Source organism: Gluconobacter sp. P5E10 (assembly GCF_018812145.1).
Taxonomy (GTDB): Bacteria; Pseudomonadota; Alphaproteobacteria; order Acetobacterales; family Acetobacteraceae; genus Gluconobacter; species Gluconobacter cerinus.
This window is the reverse complement of record NZ_JACRVZ010000001.1, coordinates 816,063-835,664: the sequence shown is the minus strand read 5'-3', so window position 1 is coordinate 835,664 and position 19,602 is coordinate 816,063. Positions and strand designations below refer to the sequence as shown.

Genomic DNA, 19,602 nt, shown 5'->3' with positions numbered 1-19,602 from the left:
TTATTCCCGACCGAATAAAACATTCTTCCTGTTAATTCCAGAGGCCTCTGAGCGATCTTCTTCAGAAGAAAAATAAGACAATGTTCATGAATATAGCATATTGCATATTTTACGGTTCCAAGCTTGAATGACATTCTGATGTCCGACCAACGCTCCGATGCCCCCACTCATAAGTCCGCCCCCAGCAAAGCCTGGCGCTTTTCGCGTCATGACGATGCGGAACGACCAAGCCTGCCTGAGGTGTTTTCAAGCGTTCGGGTTCCTGAAGGGTCAACAACGTGGCTGAAGCGATTCCTCGCGTTCGTTGGGCCCGGATACATGGTCTCAGTTGGATATATGGACCCAGGAAACTGGGCGACGGATCTGCAAGGAGGCGCGCAGTACGGCTACACGCTGCTCTACGTCATCATGCTTTCCAACCTGATGGCGATCCTTCTCCAAGCTCTCTCTGCACGCCTTGGCATCGCCACCGGTCGGGATTTGGCACAAGCCTGCCGTGACCATTTTCCCCCTGCACTGAACGTAGTGCTTTGGCTGGCATGCGAGTTAGCGATTATCGCGTGTGATCTGGCTGAAGTGATTGGAACGGCCGTTGCATTGCAACTGCTCTTCGGCCTCCCTCTTTTGGGTGGCGCGCTCCTCTCCATTCTGGACGCCTTCATAGTTCTTCTGCTGATGGGCCGCGGCTTCCGGTATCTGGAAGCTTTTGTCATCGGCCTTCTCTCAATCATTGCGCTTTGCTTTGGGGTACAGCTCGTTGCGGCCACACCACCCGTTGCAGCAATCCTGAAGGGCCTTATTCCGACGCCGGAAATCGTGACCACGCCAGGAATGCTCTACATTGCGATTGGCATTATCGGTGCCACGGTCATGCCGCATAACCTGTATCTGCATTCGTCTATTGTACAGACGCGGGCCTATGAGCGAACGCCCGTTGGACGTCGTGATGCCATTCGGTGGGCAACATGGGACAGCACAATTGCCCTCATGCTCGCGCTATTCATCAACGCGGCGATCCTCATTGTGGCAGCCGCAGCTTTTCATGAGACAGGCCACCAGAATGTGGCCGAGATCGAAGATGCCTATCATCTTCTCTCCCCCATTCTTGGGCTCGGAATAGCCTCTACGCTTTTCGCCCTGGCACTGCTGGCTGCGGGCACAAACTCAACCGTCACCGGAACACTGGCCGGCCAGATCATTATGGAAGGCTTCTTGCGCCTCCATATCCCGCATTGGGCAAGACGACTGCTGACCCGCGGCCTGGCGATCATTCCCGTCGCGGTGGTAACTGTGCTCTACGGAAGCCATGGCGTAGGCGCTCTGCTGATGGCCAGTCAGGTCATCCTGTCCCTTCAGCTTCCTTTCGCAGTCATTCCCCTTGTGATGTTTGTGTCTGACCGTCGCAAGATGGGCGAATTCACAATCAACCGCTTCATGACCGCACTATCATGGATCGTCGCGGGTCTTATTCTCATCCTGAACTTTAAACTTCTGTACGACACTCTGGTCGGCTGAACGACACCCTAGAAAAATTGAGAACCAGCTATGGCAACAGCATTTTTGCGCTCAAAACTCACCCCTAAATATAGCAAATGCTATATTAAAAAGCATTCTGAAAACTCGAGAATTTCAACTGTACCTTTTCGGATAGTAATTGCAGGAACCACGCTCCTCACAGGGCTCCTGGCAACTGATGTGTTTGCTGCCGATAATGCGCCATCTAGCGAGCCCCAAAAGAAGATTTCCAAAAAATCTGAAAAGAGAGCTATTCAAACCAAAGACAAACCTGCTGAACACGTCACTGTCATGGGGCACCTCGATCAGGCCCGCGGACGTATCTTCCCCGGCCTGGGCGCAGTTTCCTACGGCATCGATCAACGACAGATCCAGGCTACGCCTCAGGGGCAGAATGCTTCTTTCAGCCAGATTATGCTCAGAATGCCTGGCGTCGTGCAGGACAGCTACGGAGAAGTGCATGTCCGAGGCGAACATGGCGGCCTGACTTACCGGGTCAACGGTGTCCTGCTTCCCGAGGGCCTGAATGGTTTTGGTCAGGAACTGGATACACGCATTATCCAATCGGTTGACCTGCTGACGGGAACCCTCCCCGCTCAATTCGGGTTCCGTACGGCCGGCATTGTGGACGTGCATACAAAAAGCGGGTCCACCCTGAAAAATAACCAGCTTTCACTCTATGGCGGCAGCTACAACACTTTTGCACCATCTTTACAATTGGGCGGTTCGAAAGGGCGCTTTGAATATTTTACGACGCTGTCCATGAACCGAAATAATATTGGTATCGAGAACCCAACCGCCTCTTTCCGCGCAACGCATGACACAACGCAGCAGGAAAAGGCGTTTGGTTATTTTTCATGGAAGCTGAACGACACCGACCGTATCTCACTCCTGACAAGTGCATCTTACGCAGATTTTGAACTTCCCAACACGACCGGCCTGCAACCGGTTTATCAACTTGCTGGAACAGACTGGTCACACCCCTCTGTACAATCACGCTTTCTGGATGACAGCCAGACCGAGCAAAACTATTACGCCGTCGTTTCATACCAGCACAGCGCTGACAAACTGAACCTTCAGCTTTCACCTTATTTTCGTTACGGGCGCATCGATTATACGCCAGACCCGGCTCGGGACCTTATTTTTCAGGGTGTGGCTGAACACGAGGTCAATGACTTTACAACTGGCGGCGCACAATTCGATTTGTCTTATGATATCGCTCCGCACCATACCCTTCGGGCCGGTCTTCTGGGTCAATACACCTCCGAGCGCCTCGATACTGACTCTCTTGCATTCCCCGTGGGTGACGATGGCCAACAGACGTCGTCTACCCCTCTTCGGCTGATAGACAACACGGGCAACTGGTCCGTTGAAGCTGGTGCTTACCTTCAGGATGAATATCGCATTACCCACAAGCTCACTTTCAATTATGGTATTCGCTACGATCGGTTTGCATCGTCTTTTGGAAATGAAGGACAACTCAGCCCGCGCGCCAACCTGGTGTGGAAGCCGTTCCGAAGCACGACCTTGCACATCGGCTACTCCAGGTTCTTCGCACCGCCTTCTCCGCAGTACGTTTATCCCTCAACACTGGCGCGTTTTGCAGGAACCACAAATGCCGCAGCCAATTTGACAGATACGCCCACGAAAGTTGAAACTTCCAATTACGTGGACGCTGGCATTCTCCAACATATTACCCCCGAATTACAGATTACAATCGACGCCTACAGCAAGTGGGCACACAATCTTACAGATCTTGGACAATTTGGCCGTGCTGTTATCCTTGCGCCATTCAGCTATCGCCGAGGTCACGTCTATGGTGCAGAGTTTGGAAGTTCCTGGAGGCGCGGCCCCTGGTCTCTATTTGGAAATTTCTCGTTTGTGAAAACGGCAGCTCGGGAAATAAATTCCGCCGAATACCAGTTCGATCCGGAAGAATTGAGCTACATTCGCGCACATGCCATCCAGTTAGACCATCAGGGACAGTATACCGCCAGCGCTGGCGCATCCTATTCCAGCAAGCATCACCTGGCTTATATAGATTTCCTATATGGATACGGCCTGCGGAGTGGCTTTGCCAATCTTGAGAAACAGCCCCAGTACGACATTTTTAACGTCGGATACCAGTACACCTTCACCCGCGTCCCGCTGGGGCATGATCTGAAAGTTCGCGCTGACATCGTAAATCTGTTCGACAAACGCTACCAACTTCGAGACGGTAGCGGCGTCGGCATTTATCAGGCGCAATACGGACAACGACGAGGCACTTATTTCTCACTCGTGTCCGATTTCTGAAAACACCCTAGCCTCAGGCCCGCTCAGGGTCTGAGGGAAATCCTTTACGACGCAGCACAGGCTGACCGGCCTCGGGCCGCACCGCCCAGAGCATCAAAAAGGCCCCATAAAGAATTGCAAATGCATCTACTGCCCAAGCTGAATCCTGCATGTGTGATAATGGTGTAACCACAAGTGCGGAAATCGGCATCATCCATGTCAGGATTGCGGAAAATATCAGTAAAATGCGAATAGCTTCCCGCTCCTTAAGCCAGAACGCCACCCCATTGCACAGCAGAAAAACCCCAAAATAAACAAGCTGCACAGTGACCGTTTGACTGCTCGCGGGCAGCAGAGGCGCCGCGCATAACACAGCTGATATACCGGCTACACACCCAAGCGAACATCCGATCGTCAACGCACAGAGTATTCGTGTTGATTTTGTATCCTCTACACGTCCTGTTCCGCGCTCACGACGCCTGCGCGACACCACCCAGAGCTGGTTCCCCGCATAGAACATAAATGCGCCACCGAGCCCGAGAAGCACATATCCCCACCGCACACTCTCTCCGCCAAAACTGCCAAAATGCAGAACGAAGAATGATGTCAGCACGGACTGCGACCAGCTCTGATGACCGGGCATATACTCCGTCGACACGAGCCTGCCGCTATATGGATCGACGCCTGCAAATCCTCCCCCCGCACCACGCGCGCCATAGCGTGGGTCTCGTCCCGTTATTCTGAGAGCCAAATGGCCACCATGAGCGCTGCTATAAACCAGAGTATCGGGAATGAACCCCGGCGCTTGTGTCGCAACAGTTTTAATAATCTGATCTGGGTCGAGAGGCTTCCGTAGCTCTGTGGTTGCTGCATGAGGGCGTGGCCCATGCCCAGAACCTGCTGCACCATGCTGAGCCTGAGGGTGTTGTATCAGGAGCGCCTGCTCCGCCATGTAGATCTCATCATGAAATGCAAACACCACTGAGGTGAGCGCCATGATGATATGAAAAGGCAGAGAAAACAGGCCCAGCATACTATGCATGTCGAGCCACATTCTTTTGACGTTTTGACCCAGGCGAATTGCAAACAGGTTTTTCACAATCCCTGGAATAACGATGAGTGTCCCTGAAATCAGGGCCACCGCATAAAGCAACGCGACCACGCCCATAAGGAGCCGCCCGGCCTCATGAGGCATGGAAAGCCCGACCTGCTGATGAAGCATATTGATGAAATGTGCGGCCTGTGAAGGCTCCTGACGCACCGTCACCAAAGAGCCATCGGGTGCCAACGCTGAAAAATTGGCGAAAGACGGGCCGTGCATCCGCTCTGGCATTCCCCAAATCAAGGACGCGGGCTGAGAAGGCGTTGGATGCAAAACAATCGTATAATTACGTTGCGCTTCCGGATGCTCAGAAAATGTCTTTTCCAGCAATGCTGGCATTTTCTCCAGTGTTACTGGCGGCGGCAAAGCCACTGGTGCCGAGGCCCAATCCTGCAAAGGCCGCTCGAACATCGTTACTGATCCGGCATAAAATGCTACAAACAGGAAGAGGCCACAGACAATTCCAACCCAGCTATGGATTTCCCGATACATGCGGACAATATCAGCGCGGATTTTCACGACATCATACTCCGCACACCCATATAAATAACCCAGAAGACAGCATTCGCTCCTCCAAGGATTGCCCACGCACGCCAGCCTGATCGAAACAGAAAGCAGGTCCCGAGAATCCCCGTCCAGACCGGAACTACGAGCCACATCAGGAACTGTGAACCAACTGCCCTGGGTTGCCCGTCAACATGCACGAGCAGACCCAGAATGCCCATCAGGGCAAAGGAAAGCGTAAGTCCAAGGACAAGACCGGCGCTCGCTTTGGGAAACCAGTTCCGACTGCTTAGCATCACGGGAGTGGATGTCATGACATCCTCCTTCGCCAAACCGCGGCAGCCAGAGGAACCAGAGACCAGACAATCATGATAAGCGTCAGAAACTCGGAAACTGCGGTACCACTACCTTCGCTTGCGAGCAGCATGAGCAAGGACACACAGAGCAGCGTGCTTCCGGAAATCATACAGAGCCGAAATGCTGGACGCTTCTTACGCAATTGTTGAGCGGGCGATGCCATATAGAGCATAAGCGTACCACCTGCCCCTAGAATTCCCGCGGTCCATATCGTTATCATAACGTTTTACTCAAATTACCAACGATATTCCAGACGAGCAGTCAGATTACGACCCTGCCCATAATAGCAGGCGGACACGGCTGTGCAGGTCGCGACAAAACGCTTATTGGCGATGTTTCGGGCATTAAACGAAAAGGACAATCCTTTGTAGCGCGGATGCGCCGTTGCGAAATCATACCGAAGGAACAAATCGAACAGCGTATAATCCGGAATATGTAGTGTATTTGCCGTATCCCCGTAGCTTGTGCCTGTATAACGGACACCACCGCCGAGACCGACACCCGCAAAAGTTCCATGCTGGATGCGCTGGTCTACGAAGAGAGACGCCATCCACTTTGGGGCCTGTCCAAGATAATTGCCGACCTGAGATGCCGTATTGGAGCGAGTAATCTTCGCTTCACTGCGAGTGCCGGTAAAGATTACCGACATGTCCCACGGCAGGTTTGCCTTGCCTTCAAGTTCCAGTCCACGAACCCGGCCCTGCCCTGTCTGAACCAGGCACGTTGATGTGCCACAGAGTGTGCCGTTCGGATCATAAGTCGTCATGTTATTCTGGGTAATCTGGTATCCACCAAAAGTGACGTAGATACTCTTCCTGTACTGATACCGAATACCGCCTTCATACTGATCGCCAGTTGTTGGCTTGAAAGCCTTCCCTCCCAATGACGTGGATGGATCAGAAACTTGTGGCTGAAACGACTGAGCATAACTAAAATAGGGCACGAGACCGTTATCAAACATGTAAACGGCACCTGCTCGCCAGGTGAATGCATTGGAATTCGTGATGTACCGAGATTTCGTCACGACATTGAGCGTGTTATCGCGCGCCCAGTCTTGACGTCCACCAATCGTGACCCGAAGGCGGTTGAACTTCAACTGATCCTGAAAATAAATTCCGTTCTGGCTGCTGATGGTTGCCGTATAGACCTGCGGGCTAAGATTATCTGAATACCCAGCACTCCCACGTGCTTTCGGATTAAAGATATTCAGGATCGGCAGAACATAAGAAGACGCCACCAGATCGCGACTATGGCGCCAGTTCGTATAGAAATAATCAGTGCCAACCAGGAGCAGATGCCGCACGGGACCTGTACGGACATGACCTTCAAGTTGCGTATCCGTCGTAACACCCTGAGACTGTCCCCGGCCTTCTACAGCACGCCGATTAACCGTTTCGCCTGCAATACATCCAGCCACTGTCGCCGCATATTTGGCTAGCGTATCGCCAGAAAGCACTGTCGCTCTGTAAAGCGTGTTCAGATACGTGTAGCGAGTATTGTTTCGGACCGTCAGGAAACGGTTGAATTTATGCTCCAAAAATGAGCCTGCCAAAGCCTGGTTTCGGTCAAACGTATCCCAGTTCGGCTCACCAATATTCGCATCATTCGCGATATGGCGACCCTTGGATGCATACAGCGTGCCCGTTGCTGGCAGGAACTGGAATGTGGAGCCACCCTGATCCCGCTGATACTGCGCAAGTAAAGTCCAGACAGTCTTGGGTGTAATTTTCCAGGTCAGGCTTGGAGAGATGTAGTAGCGGCCAGTCCGTACTTCATTGACCTGAGTGTCACCATATCGAGCAAGCCCGACAATCCGGCCTGTCAAAGCCCCATCATGCGTCAGTCGGCCAGACACATCCCCGGAGGCCTGCCCCTGCCAGTTGGACAGGTTGGTAAATCCGCTGCTCTGTAGAAAGAACTCGCCTTCGCTCTTTTCCGTCGGACGCTTCGTCACAAGATTAACCACGCCTCCTGGTGCGGTCTGACCATAAAGGGCGCCGGAAGGCCCTTTCAGAACCTCAATCTGCTGAAGTGCGAACGGATCAAAGGACGTTCTGGTCCACTGGCCGCCTGATGGCAGACGCAACCCATCGACAAAGTTATTATTGGATGAAAATCCACCCGCACCAAACCCCCGGACAGACACTTCATCCACTCGACTGTCGATGCCGGATGGCTCAGCCTGTACACCCGCAGTATAGGCCAGCGCATCCGCAATTGACGGAGATGCTCGCAGTTCGATTTCTTCACGGCTGACGATGGAAATGGACTGAGGCGATTCAATAATCGGTGTGCGTGTCTTTGTCGCAGAAGACGCGTGGGACATGCCAGTCGCCGTCACAACAATAACTTCGGCTTTGGACTTTGGCGCCTGCGGCTGTCCGGTCTTCTGAAGTTGTTTCTGGCCCCTGGACTGAGCTTCATCCGTAACAACAGACGTATCTGCACCTGCAGCGGCGGAAGTCAGTCCTGCCAGCACAAGAGCGGGAAAGACAGTATATTTGACGACAGAAGAAGACATGCTGGCCCACCGAGAGAGGATCGGAACTGGAGTCCTCATATTTGCAATTGATAATTATTGTCAATTAGATGTTATGACGGGAATTGCATCAAAGAATGCCTAACCCCGGCACGGTCAGATCCGTCTTAATAAATATTCTTGTTTTTCAATTACATAAAAGGAGAACATGCTATCGCCGGTTCAGTGACTAGCGCGAAAAACGTTCCATCCCGTATGCTGAACAAGACGCTCAAGGGCACGTGTTCCCAGCAGTGAATTGCCCTGTGCATTCAAACCCGGTGACCATACCGCAACCGACGCCACACCGGGAACAACGGCTAGAATACCACCCCCAACGCCTGACTTTCCTGGCAACCCAACCCTGATCGCAAAAGAGCCGGACCCGTCATAATGTCCACACATCATCATGAGAGCGAGTACGGTCTGGGCATTTCGCGTGGAAATGACGCGCTCGCCCGTTCGGGGATTAATTCCGCCCGTCATCAGGTAGGTGCCCATTTCCGCAAGCTGCCTGCAACTCATGGTCAGCGCGCACTGATGAAAATACAGATCCAGCGTTTCATCAACGGGATTATGAATATTCCCGAAGGTCCGCATGTAATTGGCTAGAGCCTTGTTGCGAAATCCCGTTTCTTCTTCCTGCCGCGCCACATCCCGATCAATCAGGATGGTATCCGGATCTGAGCTCATGGGCTTCAGGAAGCCCAAAAGCTCATTCTGCGCGCCGTCCAAGCCATACTGGGACGTCAGAATATCCGATACGACAATCGCCCCCGCATTGATGAACGGGTTTCTCGGAATGCCGTTTTCACTTTCAAGCTGGATGATCGAATTGAACGCACTGCCCGACGGTTCCTGCCGCAGGCGGCTCCACAGCCCGGCATCCACCGCATTAAGCGCGAGCGTCAGGCCGAAGACTTTTGAAACGCTCTGAATGGAAAAGGCTTCTTCAGCGTCCCCAACAATATGGCTGCCGCCTTCTGCATCGATAATGGCCATTCCAAACCGACCGAGATCGACGTTTGCCAACGGCGGAATATAGTTTGCCACCTGCCCCCGATCTGTCTCGGCACGCATTTCCTCTGCGATTTCCGTGATAATAGCGGTCAGTGACGGCATAAGGGGTCATCTCCAGTTCAGGCGCTTGTAAGACCTTTCACAGAGTAGCCTATTGAAAAAAGGCCTTTTTTAAGAACAGGAGCCATGCATCTTACGCGCAGCTCTTTATTCAGGGTGAAACAACGCGGTGACGAACGACCTCACCCACAATCACAAGCGCGGGTGAAGAAACCTGTGCTTCTGCGGCCTGAGCCGCCATTGTTCCGAGTGTTCCTGTCAACACGCGCTGTCCGGGCTGGGTTCCCCGTTCCACGATGGCTGCCGGCCAGTCTGACGGCAGGCCATTTTTTACTAGACCAGCCATCAGAGCTGGCAACGTCGAAATTCCCATATAGATAACGACAGTCTGACGGCGATCCGCCATGTCATCCCAAGGCAGATCCAGCACGCCATCCGCCCGCGCGTGCCCTGTCACAAACAGACACGCCTGAGCACAATCCCTGTGTGTCAGGGGAATACCTGCGTAAGACGCACATCCGCTGGCAGCGGTAATGCCCGGCACAACACGAAAAGACACTCCCGCGTCCACCAGGGATTCAATTTCCTCGCCACCGCGCCCGAAGATGAACGGATCGCCCCCCTTCAGACGCAGAACTCGTTGACCGGCTTTCGCGTGACGGACCATCTCGCTGTTGATTTCGGACTGTGGCATCGCATGGCGATTACGCTGCTTGCCCACAAAAATCAGCTCCGCGTCACGTCGAACACGTTCGAGCAACACTTTGGGCAACAGATTATCGTAAAGCACCACGTCAGCATTCTGCATGAAGTGGAGGGCCTTCAATGTCAGAAGATCGGGGTCGCCGGGGCCGGCCCCCACAAGCCAGACCTCGCCAGCAGCCCGCTGTGCTGACAGGAGCACATCAAGCACACTGTCAGCCCGGACCTCATCGCCTGCCAGTGCAGCTTCTGCGCCTGCTCCGTCCAGAAAATCTTCCCAGATCCGTTTCCGATCCTGAACTTCCGGATATTGTGCGGACACCCGCGCCCGGCGCGACTGCATATACGCGGCGAGTTGCCCCGTCCCATGCGGCATCCAGCTTTCAATTTGTTCTCTCAGGCGACGCGCCAGAACCGGTGCTCCGCCAGCGGTTGAAATTGCAACACGTACAGCCCCACGCCGAACCTGAGCAGGCGTAATGAAGGTGGACGGCTCCGGATCATCAACAGCACAGACTGGAATATTTAACGTGTCAGCAAGAGCCGCCACTACGCGATTGACGCTCCGATCGTCTGTTGCCGCATAGACCAGACGACACCCCGGCATGACAGTCTGTAAAATATCAGCGTCAACGCGACCGCCTACATGCCGCGCCAATCCCGCATCCACCCACTCCTGAACAACGGCATTCAGGGTTTCCGCAACAATCTCGATCTGCGCACCATGATCGAGCAAAAGCCTGCCTTTGTTGACAGCAACTTCGCCGCCGCCAACCAGCAATACACGTGCGCCCTCCAGACGAAGGGAAATGGGAAACCAGCCTGTCTCAACCCCGGATGCGGGCATCTCTATATCCATGTGCGTTCAGAATAACAGTTCCAGAACGGAACGCTGTTTCTCTTCCCTACACGGCCACCCCGAACAGGCAAAGACAGGATGCCCTCAGAAAAACCCAAACTGCCTTGAGTTCAGGCTTCTCTGTAAACGGTAAGGGTCAGCGGTGCCCGTACCCTCCGCCACCACCAACGTAAGGTCCGCCTCGGCCTTCGTGATGATGATGTCCCCGTCCATGATCGTATGGACCGTAGCACGCCATCAGGGGGGCCATGATGGCAAAACCCAGCACCATCATTGCAAGACGCTTCATGGGAAAATCCTTTTGAAAGACTGAACCGATAAGATTTCTATTCAGGAAATATGGCTGCTTTCCGGCGACAGTTTCCCTGATGTGACGCGGCAAGCCCTTGAAGAACCGCTTGCATTTCTGTCCTGCACGGACGGGGAGTTACCATTTTAACCATTTTCGCATATAATTTCGCACGACTGTAGGACAACCGTTCGCCTGCACTCGCCCCAGGAGCGCGACATGATGGCTGAATTTATCGTCAAGGCGATCAAATCGATTCAGAACGGTATGGGTTTTCCAATCCTTCTTGGAATCCTGGTTCTACTCGTGATCGCCGGATATCTGGTGCTTTACGCGCTGGTGATGTGACAGGACGCCATCTCTCAGGATCAGGCCTGACTTTGGCCTCAAATTCCCAATCGTCAGGACCTATTTTGATGACCACACACGAGATCAAGAAGCGTCTCGATTTTCTCCGCGAAGCCTCCAAGCTCAAAGATGTGCTCCGCCGTGCTTTTACTCTGGGTGGCCAAGCTGAAAGCACCGCAGAACACACCTGGGGTCTATGCCTTCTTGTCATGACCTTCGCTGACCAGCTTGAAGGCATCGATCTGCTGCGCCTCCTTAAGATCTGTATTCTCCATGACCTGGGCGAAGCCATCCATGGCGATATTCCGGCCATTTCCGTTGAAGCTTCCAGCAACAAATCCCAGCAGGAACGTGAAGATCTCCTGACCGTGATGGCCCCTCTTCCCGAGCATTTAAAAGAAGAGTTTCTTGAGCTTTGGGATGAGTACGAAAATGCCTCCAGCCCTGAGGCCAGGATGGCAAAGGCTTTCGACAAACTCGAAACCATTTCCCAGCATAATACTGGCATCAACCCGCCAGACTTCGACCATGAATTCAATCTGACTTATGGGCGCCGCTATACCGATCACTCAGCATTAACCCGTGCGATCCGGGACGTCATTGATAGTGAAACCATGCGAAACGCTGAGAAAGTCTGAACACACGCTGATTGTTTCGGAGAATTTTGTTTCTCGACAAAAAGAAACAGTTTCCCCAAAAATACCCCACTATGGTTTGCGCGTCAGGGAATGACTTGACGATCCTTCGTTGCTCCAGACACAAACGGAGCTCATAAACTTGCAATTCCGGGAGATCGGCAGGCCACAGCATGACCAGCCACCATTCTGGCACTCCAGCCGCTACCCGCTCCCGATTAAATCTTAGAAAACTGACGTACTGCGGTTTCAGCGCCGCCCTCTCCTGCGGCTCAGCCTGGGCACAAAGTACCAATACGGCGGGCACAACCCCATCCAACGTATCCGGCAGCACGACATCCACAACGGAGCATATCGTCGTTACCGGCCATAAACCGGAAGGAGCCGTCATTGGTGCGCCAAAACCACTCATGCAGATCAGCGCAGATGAGATTAAATCCTATGGCGTTGATACCGTAACGGATCTGTTGAGCACCATTTCGCCTGAGACACGCTCCGGACGGGGAGCAACAGGAAATGCTCCCGTTGTTCTCTTAAACGGCAAACGAATTTCCGGCCTTCAGGAGGTTAATGACCTTCCCTTTGAAGCAATTGCACGGGTGGAAATTTTCACGGAGGAAGAAGCTCTCCGTTATGGCTATGCGGCAGATCAGCGTGTCGTCAACATCATCACCGTTAAGCACTTCCGGTCCGTTCGTGCGCGCGTATATGGCGAAACATCTACGGATGGGGGTGGAGAAAATGGCGCTCTTTCCCTCAGCTTCACGCGCTTGCAAGACGAACGGCGCATCAACCTCAGCGCTCGTTATACGGCCAGTTCATGGCTGAGAGACAGCCAGCGCAACGTGGCTCCCCCGGCGGCAAACTCACTCTACGCCACACAGGGCAACCTCAGTACGTCAGATGGTACCAGCCTGGACCCTGCCCTTGATGCTCTGTCCGGACAGACCGTCACTACGGCAGGAAGCCCATCCTTGCCTTTCGGGCAGGCCGCAACGCTGGACGATCTTCTTCCCTACGCAAACAATCCCAATACCAGCACGAATGCCTCAGCGTATACGCTTCAGCCACGCAAACACGAATTGAATTTGAACGGGGTTTACGCTGATCGTATCACTGAAAATATCAGCTCGTCTCTCAATGTGAGCTTTGATCATCAGGATCAAATCAGTCTGCAGGGGCTACCTCATGCGGTACTCACGCTGCCTGGCGGAAGTTTCTATTCACCATTTACCCAGTCTGTTCAGCTTTTCCGCAGCTTTGGAAACATCGGCCCGCTTCAACAGACCGCACACACCGAAACAGGACACGCCGGCCTTAATTTTAATGGCGATCTCGGGGACTGGAAGTGGAATGCCAAGGGCAGCTACGATTACACTCAAACAGTCACAAACAGCCAGACTGGGCTGTCGCTCACAACGGCCCAAGCAGCCCTGAATTCCAACGACCTTTCTTTCGATCCATGGGCAACAATTTCTCCAGCCTGGTTAGGCACGCGCCTCGTCAATCACGGTCGCACCACAAGTAATCAGGGTCAGATCAGCGGACTGCTCTCCGGTCCGGTTTTCACGCTTCCTGCTGGAGATGCTTCCACCAGCATTGCAGCAACGGGAACACTCAGCCAGCAAAACGCTATATCCACCGTCAATACCGTGACATCTCGCGCGGCCATAAGCCGAGATATTGGTACAATTCGGATCAACGGCGACCTTCCGATCGCAAGCCGAAAGAACCACTTTCTGTCTTTTCTTGAAAAGCTGGATGCCAATGTGAACGGTGCGGTCAGCCAGGTCTCTCACTTCGGAACATTGGGAACCGTCGGTGGGGGCGTCACATGGGCACCTGTCACATGGATCCAGCTGCCGCTCTCCATCACTGAACAGACAGAAGCACCCGCAGCCTCCTCCCTTGTGGCGCCCACAATCGAAACTCCGAACGTCACAACATACGACTATGTGCGTGGAGAGTCCGTTCAGGTCACGACTGTATCTGGCGGCAACCGGAACCTGCGGTCAGCCGATCGACATGAAATCAGTCTTGGTGCCATCCTGTCCCCTCCGTTTCTGGACGGATCACGACTGCACATCAATTACGTGCACGACAACACACATAACCCGGTTCTGTCTCTACCCACTGCCACCGCAGCCATTCAGGATGCTTTCCCGGATAACTACCAACGAGATGCTGACGGCGTTCTGGAACGTGTGGATTTAAGGCCAGTCAACGCCGACTATGAGAAGCGGACAGAATGGAACACCACTTTCTCGCTGTCACGTCCCTTCGGAAATGAGCCTGACAAAGCGCACCATAAAGGACGGCCAGGCAATACCACGCAGGGTCGGTATTACGTTGTCCTGACCCAGGTCTGGCGGTTAAACGATACCGTACGATTACGATCCGGCCTCTCCGCTATAGACCTCCTAAACGGCGGAACGATAGGTGGCCTTGGCGGCAAACCCCGTCATGAAGTGGAACTTCAGGCAGGAGCTTATCGAAACGGTATTGGCATCAGGCTGGACGGCAAGTGGCAATCAGGCACATCAACTCTGGGCAGCACGTCCGCAGGCAGCCTGTATTTCAGTAGCCTCGCAACCCTGGATTTTTCGGTTTTCGTCACTTTGGGAGACGTCCCCCGCTGGAAACACAGCGACTGGGCTCAGAATTTTAGAGTCATGTTGTCGCTGGATAATGTCTCAAACAACCGCATTCACGTTCATAACGGAACCGGCGCTACACCGGCTGGATACCAGCCTGCCTTCATGGATCCCATGGGGCGGACTATCGGGTTGTCCCTTCGGAAATCGCTCTAAAATCGCTCATCACGGCTTCTTGGCACTGCCGTCCAAAGATGTGCGCGAAAGTTAGATGACACACTGACACAGAACGCGAGCTTTCGTTCAAACAGTTGAGATCCTTGCAAATCTGCAAAGTTCTCGCGTGGGGGTCTCGCCCCAAAACGGTTCATGTTCATCTCTCCGTGGAGGTGAATGCAACGTTTGGTCATAAAATGTGAGTTTAGATTTTCTCTTGAGACCCTATGTGTGAAGCAGATTTGTGACAACGATTTGACAGCCATGAAAGTTTCCTGCGCCTGATGTCGGCCGAAGAACCGCCTTTACAACTCCCGAAAGTGGCCGGTGTCCGACGCGTCATGAGCAATGTCGGCGTGCTGCTTGGAGGACGTGTCGTGAATGCGCCCCTGAGCCTCCTCCATATCTGGATGGCAACACATTTCCTTGGAAGTTATGGCTTTGGTCTCATCGCCATGATGTACGCCTTCGCGCGTACCATGGGCGATCTGGTCGATTTCCAGTCCTGGCAGACAGTGCTGAAATATGGCCTTCGCCCGCTGACGGACGGAGACCGGAAAGGGTTCCAGCGCGTCATAGCGTTCAGTTTTCTGCTGGATGGTCTTGGAGGGTTTCTTGGGTTTTCTGGCGGCCTGTTCATCAGTATCTTTGCTATGAAAATGCTGGGCTGGCCGCCAGAAATTCACCAGACAGGAACAATATTCTGCCTGTCGATCCTATTCATGGCATCCGCCACCCCCACAGGTCTTCTGCGCATCTTCAACAGATATGATCTGATTTCCATTCAGGGCGTCGTCGCCACTTTCGTTCGCGTCGTGGGTACTTTTTTCCTCGCCCTAAAAGGCGCGTCCGTACCAGCATTGGCGTTCGTGTGGATGTTCGCCGAATTTGCAGCCTGGGCAACACTCGGGTTTATGGCCGTCCGGGAGTTGATCCGCCGAGATCTTATGCGTGGCCTTACAAAAGAACTACGCGATCTGATCCCTGACCTGCTGAATGGGCATTTCTTTCGAACCCATCTCGGTATCAGGCGCTTTGCGCTCTCCACAAACCTCAATTCTGCCCTAGCTCTGACTTTCGGGCATATTGGAACGCTTGTAGTGGGAGCGTTCGTTGGCCCCGCAGGTGCCGGGTATTATCGGGTAGCCAGCCAGATTGCCGCAGGGATCGCCAAGCCAGCCGCCCTGATTCAAACAACTGTATACCCGGAAATGGCACGCCTTTGGCGTGATCGCGCGACAACAAAGCTTTACCGCCTGACCATTCAGGTGGCTCTTGCCGCAGGTGGGATCGGGACAGTTCTGCTGGCCGTGACCCTTCTGGCAGGGCGCCCCCTTTTACAGCTTTATATCGGCCCAACAGGTGCAACGCAGACGATGCCAGTTACACTCTGGCTTCTCGCGGCGGAAGTTGTTGCTGTCTGGGGCCTTCCGCTCGAACCCCTCCTGTTCACAACAGACCGTTCCGGCGCTGCGACATCTGCGCGTTTCCTGGACTTTCTTGTATTTTTTCCGGGGCTTGTTCTCGTTGTCCGCAGATACGGTCTCGATGGCGTTGGCCCCATTACACTCTGCGGGGTCATGCTCCTGATCGGACTTCAGCTTCTTCTGGTTCTTCGTAAGCCCTCTCTGCGCACGATTTCCCAGCCATGAAAGTCGTCTTTCCCTTAATCGCCCAGCGACACCAGACGCTACACGCTCTACCAATCGCACTGGAAATGTCAGCCCGACATCCAGAAGTCGCGGTCCATATTGCGTGCCTGACAGCAAGTCATCTCGAACTCGCGCGTTCGTTGGCTACGCTTTATCCGGAGTCTCGCGTTCAGTTTGACCTGCTTCCGATTTCAGATGCACTTCGGCATCGGATTGAAGCACAGGGGCTACGAGTCCTTGACCGCCTCATGGGGCTGTTTTTCTCCCGGAAGTATTTCAAGGGCTTCGATGCCATCATCGTTCCCGAAGCGACCTCTCTTCAGCTTCGACACATGGGCGTTCGTACCCCCCGTATGATCTGGACAGGCCATGGGGCCGGAGATCGTGCCATCGGCTTTGCCAAGCATCTCAAAAAATTTGATTATCTTCTGGTTCCCGGCCGTAAAGTCGAAGAGCGGATGCTGGAAAAAGGCATCATCCGTCCCGGCTTCTATCACCGTGGCACATATGCAAAGTTTGATCTGGTTCGCCGGATGCATGCACGTCGACCACCGCTTTTTAATAACGGTCGCCCGACAATCCTGTATAATCCGCATTTCGTGCAGCGTTTCTCGTCATGGCGCATGATGGGCAAGAAGCTGCTTGATTTTTTTGCAGCACAGGATCAGTACAATCTGATCTTTGCTCCTCATTTCCGGCTGTTTGATAACCATCGCCCGGAAGGAGAAGCCCTCAGACGAGAATATGCGGGTCTGTCCCATATGCTAATCGACCCAGGGAGCGAACGAAGTATCGACATGACCTATACCATGGGCGCAGACCTCTATCTCGGGGATGTCAGCAGTCAGGTGGCGGAATTCATGATACGACCGCGCCCATGCCTGTTTCTCAACGCTCACGAAGCAGCCTGGCAGGATAACCCCAATTATCAGTCTTGGACGCTTGGCCCGGTGACGGATAATATTGCCGATCCTGAACAGGAAATCATGAAGGCGTTCGACACACACTCACGTTTTCTTGAGACCCAGCGCCAATATGTACTAGAGACATTCGAAACTTTGGGCGAACAGCCCACGGCACCCGCCGCAGCGGACGCCATAGTTAACTTTCTACACAAGGCCGCCTGATGTCCGGCGATCCTAATGGAGCTAGTCTAGGTTTGACCGAGGACACCCAGAACCCAACTCTTCCCTCCGCTCCGACGCCGAGCCGCTCTGGCCTGACCAGACGGTACGGGGACTTCACGAGCTTTGCCGCAGCCCTGGACTATGCAGCCCAGGGCGAGAGTGGATTCAATATCTACTCTGGCCGCGGACAACTGCTGGAAGCCTTGCCGTATCGAACGCTCCGCGAACAGGCAATTTCCATGGCCCAGCGTCTGCTTGGCCTTGGACTGGCAGCAGGGGACCGGGTGGCCATCGTCGCAGAAAGCGATGGTGACTTTGCCCGTATCTTCTTCGGTTGCCAGTATGCAGGGCTTGTTCCAGCTCCGCTGCCGCTTCCTGTCGCTTTTGGCGGACGTGAAGGATATGTTTCCACCCTCCGTGGCATGATTCAGAGCGCTACAGCACGCGCTGTTGTGGTTCCGGACGTGATCGGAAGCTGGACATCGGAGATCGTTGAAGGGCTGGATCTGGTTTTCGGCGGCTCCCCCGCTGACCTCTACCGTCATGCTGAAGCCAATGTAGAGCTTCCGGAAATCAAATCCGAAAATCTGTCCTATCTCCAGTTTTCATCCGGCAGCACGCGTTTCCCAATGGGCGTTTCTGTCACTCAGGCTGCTGGAATGGCCAATGCACGCGCGATTGCCCGTGACGGTCTCAAGGTTTATCCCGCAGAAGATCCACGCGATGATCGCTGCGTGTCCTGGCTGCCACTCTACCATGACATGGGCCTGGTCGGGTTTTTCCTGACTCCCCTGACATGCCAGTTGACGGTTGATCTGCTGCCGACCCGCGAATTCGCACGTCGCCCCCATGTGTGGCTGGACCTGATTTCGCGCAATCGCGGCACAATCGCCTACAGCCCCTCTTTTGGCTACGAACTGTGTTCGCGTCGCAGTGGCCAGGCCGATTTGGACCTTTCTTGCTGGCGCATTGCGGGGATCGGCGGCGACATGATCCGCCACCATATCCTCGAAGGCTTTGCCGAGCGTTTTGAATCCAATGGATTTGATGCCCGCGCGTTCGTTGCCAGCTACGGTATGGCCGAAGCAACCCTGGCTATCAGCTTTGCCCCGCTCAACACCGGCATTCAGACCGACACGATCGATCTGCGCACGCTGGAAAAAGACGGCCTCGCACAGCCTTCTAATGATCCTTCTCACGCGCTCCGCACTTTTGTGCTTTGCGGTGAAGCCCTTCCTGAGCACGAGATTGAAGTCCGTGACCCGCTCGGTAACATTCAGCCTGAGCGCCATGTTGGCTGTGTTTTCGTCCGTGGACCGAGCCTCATGTGCGGCTATTTCCGCCGCCCTGAAGAGACCGAAGCCGTTCTCGATGCTGATGGCTGGCTGAACACTGGCGATCTTGGCTACCACCTGAACGGCCAGATTGTCGTAACGGGCCGCGCCAAGGACCTTATCATCATCAACGGCCGGAATATCTGGCCGCAGGATCTGGAATGGTCTGCCGAGAGCGAGATCAGTACCCTCCGGTCCCGCGATGTCGCAGTCTTCTCCCTGGAAACGGAAACAGGCGAGAATATCGTCGCACTTGTTCAGTGTCGTGCAACCGAAGAAGAAAACCGCAACACGCTCCGTGATGAAGTCACGAGCCTGTTCCGCCGTCAGCATGGTGTGGACGTGCAGGTTATTCTGGTTCCGCCCCGCACCCTTCCACAGACGTCTTCCGGCAAGCTGACGCGTGCCCGTGCCAAGACAATGCTTCTGTCAGGTCAGTTCGATCTGCAGACCGAGCCAACCAACTCCGCAGCCTGACGGACACACCTGACCGCTT

The 19,602-nt window shown here is 54.0% G+C and carries 14 protein-coding genes; 8 read left to right on the top strand and 6 right to left on the bottom strand.

Annotated elements, in window-relative coordinates; genetic code table 11:
• Positions 1–138 precede the first annotated feature (138 nt).
• Together KP707_RS03750 and KP707_RS03745 are read left to right on the top strand one after the other, a co-directional pair.
• Complete coding sequence (locus KP707_RS03750; RefSeq protein ID WP_211502171.1) at positions 139–1,515, top strand: Nramp family divalent metal transporter; 1,377 nt, start codon at positions 139–141, stop codon at positions 1,513–1,515.
• 30 nt (positions 1,516–1,545) lie between these two features.
• Positions 1,546–3,810 carry a TonB-dependent receptor gene (locus tag KP707_RS03745; protein ID WP_252348823.1) on the top strand — a complete coding sequence of 755 codons (2,265 nt, stop codon included), beginning with the start codon at positions 1,546–1,548 and terminating at the stop codon, positions 3,808–3,810.
• 13 nt (positions 3,811–3,823) lie between these two features.
• Here KP707_RS03745 and KP707_RS03740 read toward each other — a convergent pair whose 3' ends face one another.
• The 6 genes from KP707_RS03740 to KP707_RS03715 form a co-directional block, all read right to left on the bottom strand.
• A complete protein-coding gene (locus KP707_RS03740; protein WP_211502170.1) occupies positions 3,824–5,410 on the bottom strand; it encodes a PepSY-associated TM helix domain-containing protein in 1,587 nt (528 codons plus the stop codon).
• Complete coding sequence (locus KP707_RS03735; RefSeq protein WP_211502169.1) at positions 5,407–5,709, bottom strand: hypothetical protein; 303 nt, start codon at positions 5,707–5,709, stop codon at positions 5,407–5,409. Before KP707_RS03735 ends, KP707_RS03740 begins: the two co-directional genes overlap by 4 nt.
• A 278-nt stretch (positions 5,710–5,987) precedes the next feature.
• Complete coding sequence (locus KP707_RS03730) at positions 5,988–8,273, bottom strand: TonB-dependent siderophore receptor (RefSeq protein WP_215751542.1); 2,286 nt, start codon at positions 8,271–8,273, stop codon at positions 5,988–5,990.
• A 180-nt stretch (positions 8,274–8,453) separates the two neighbouring features.
• Positions 8,454–9,392 (bottom strand): glutaminase, encoded by a 939-nt coding sequence (locus tag KP707_RS03725; protein WP_211500173.1) that lies wholly within the window; start codon positions 9,390–9,392, stop codon positions 8,454–8,456.
• A 109-nt stretch (positions 9,393–9,501) separates the two neighbouring features.
• Positions 9,502–10,899: a siroheme synthase CysG gene (gene cysG, locus KP707_RS03720; RefSeq protein ID WP_249202733.1), complete on the bottom strand. Its 1,398-nt coding sequence runs from the start codon at positions 10,897–10,899 to the stop codon at positions 9,502–9,504.
• A gap of 148 nt (positions 10,900–11,047) precedes the next feature.
• Positions 11,048–11,200: a hypothetical protein gene (locus tag KP707_RS03715; RefSeq protein ID WP_211502166.1), complete on the bottom strand. Its 153-nt coding sequence runs from the start codon at positions 11,198–11,200 to the stop codon at positions 11,048–11,050.
• A gap of 219 nt (positions 11,201–11,419) precedes the next feature.
• Here KP707_RS03715 and KP707_RS16965 point away from each other — a divergent pair, with 219 nt between their 5' ends.
• The 6 genes from KP707_RS16965 (at position 11,420) to KP707_RS03690 (ending at position 19,583) form a co-directional block, all read left to right on the top strand.
• Positions 11,420–11,548 carry a hypothetical protein gene (locus KP707_RS16965; RefSeq protein ID WP_256445572.1) on the top strand — a complete coding sequence of 43 codons (129 nt, stop codon included), beginning with the start codon at positions 11,420–11,422 and terminating at the stop codon, positions 11,546–11,548.
• Between the two features lie 68 nt (positions 11,549–11,616).
• On the top strand, positions 11,617–12,186 hold the full coding sequence (locus KP707_RS03710) for an HD family hydrolase (protein WP_046899522.1): 570 nt from the start codon (positions 11,617–11,619) through the stop codon (positions 12,184–12,186).
• 170 nt (positions 12,187–12,356) lie between these two features.
• A complete protein-coding gene (locus tag KP707_RS03705; RefSeq protein ID WP_211502165.1) occupies positions 12,357–14,993 on the top strand; it encodes a TonB-dependent receptor plug domain-containing protein in 2,637 nt (878 codons plus the stop codon).
• A gap of 284 nt (positions 14,994–15,277) precedes the next feature.
• Complete coding sequence (locus KP707_RS03700; RefSeq protein WP_211506674.1) at positions 15,278–16,645, top strand: lipopolysaccharide biosynthesis protein; 1,368 nt, start codon at positions 15,278–15,280, stop codon at positions 16,643–16,645.
• A complete protein-coding gene (locus tag KP707_RS03695; RefSeq protein WP_211502163.1) occupies positions 16,642–17,772 on the top strand; it encodes a sensor domain-containing protein in 1,131 nt (376 codons plus the stop codon). The genes KP707_RS03700 and KP707_RS03695 overlap by 4 nt, the downstream gene beginning before the upstream one ends.
• Positions 17,772–19,583: a fatty acyl-AMP ligase gene (locus KP707_RS03690; RefSeq protein WP_211502162.1), complete on the top strand. Its 1,812-nt coding sequence runs from the start codon at positions 17,772–17,774 to the stop codon at positions 19,581–19,583. Before KP707_RS03695 ends, KP707_RS03690 begins: the two co-directional genes overlap by 1 nt.
• Positions 19,584–19,602 lie beyond the last annotated feature (19 nt).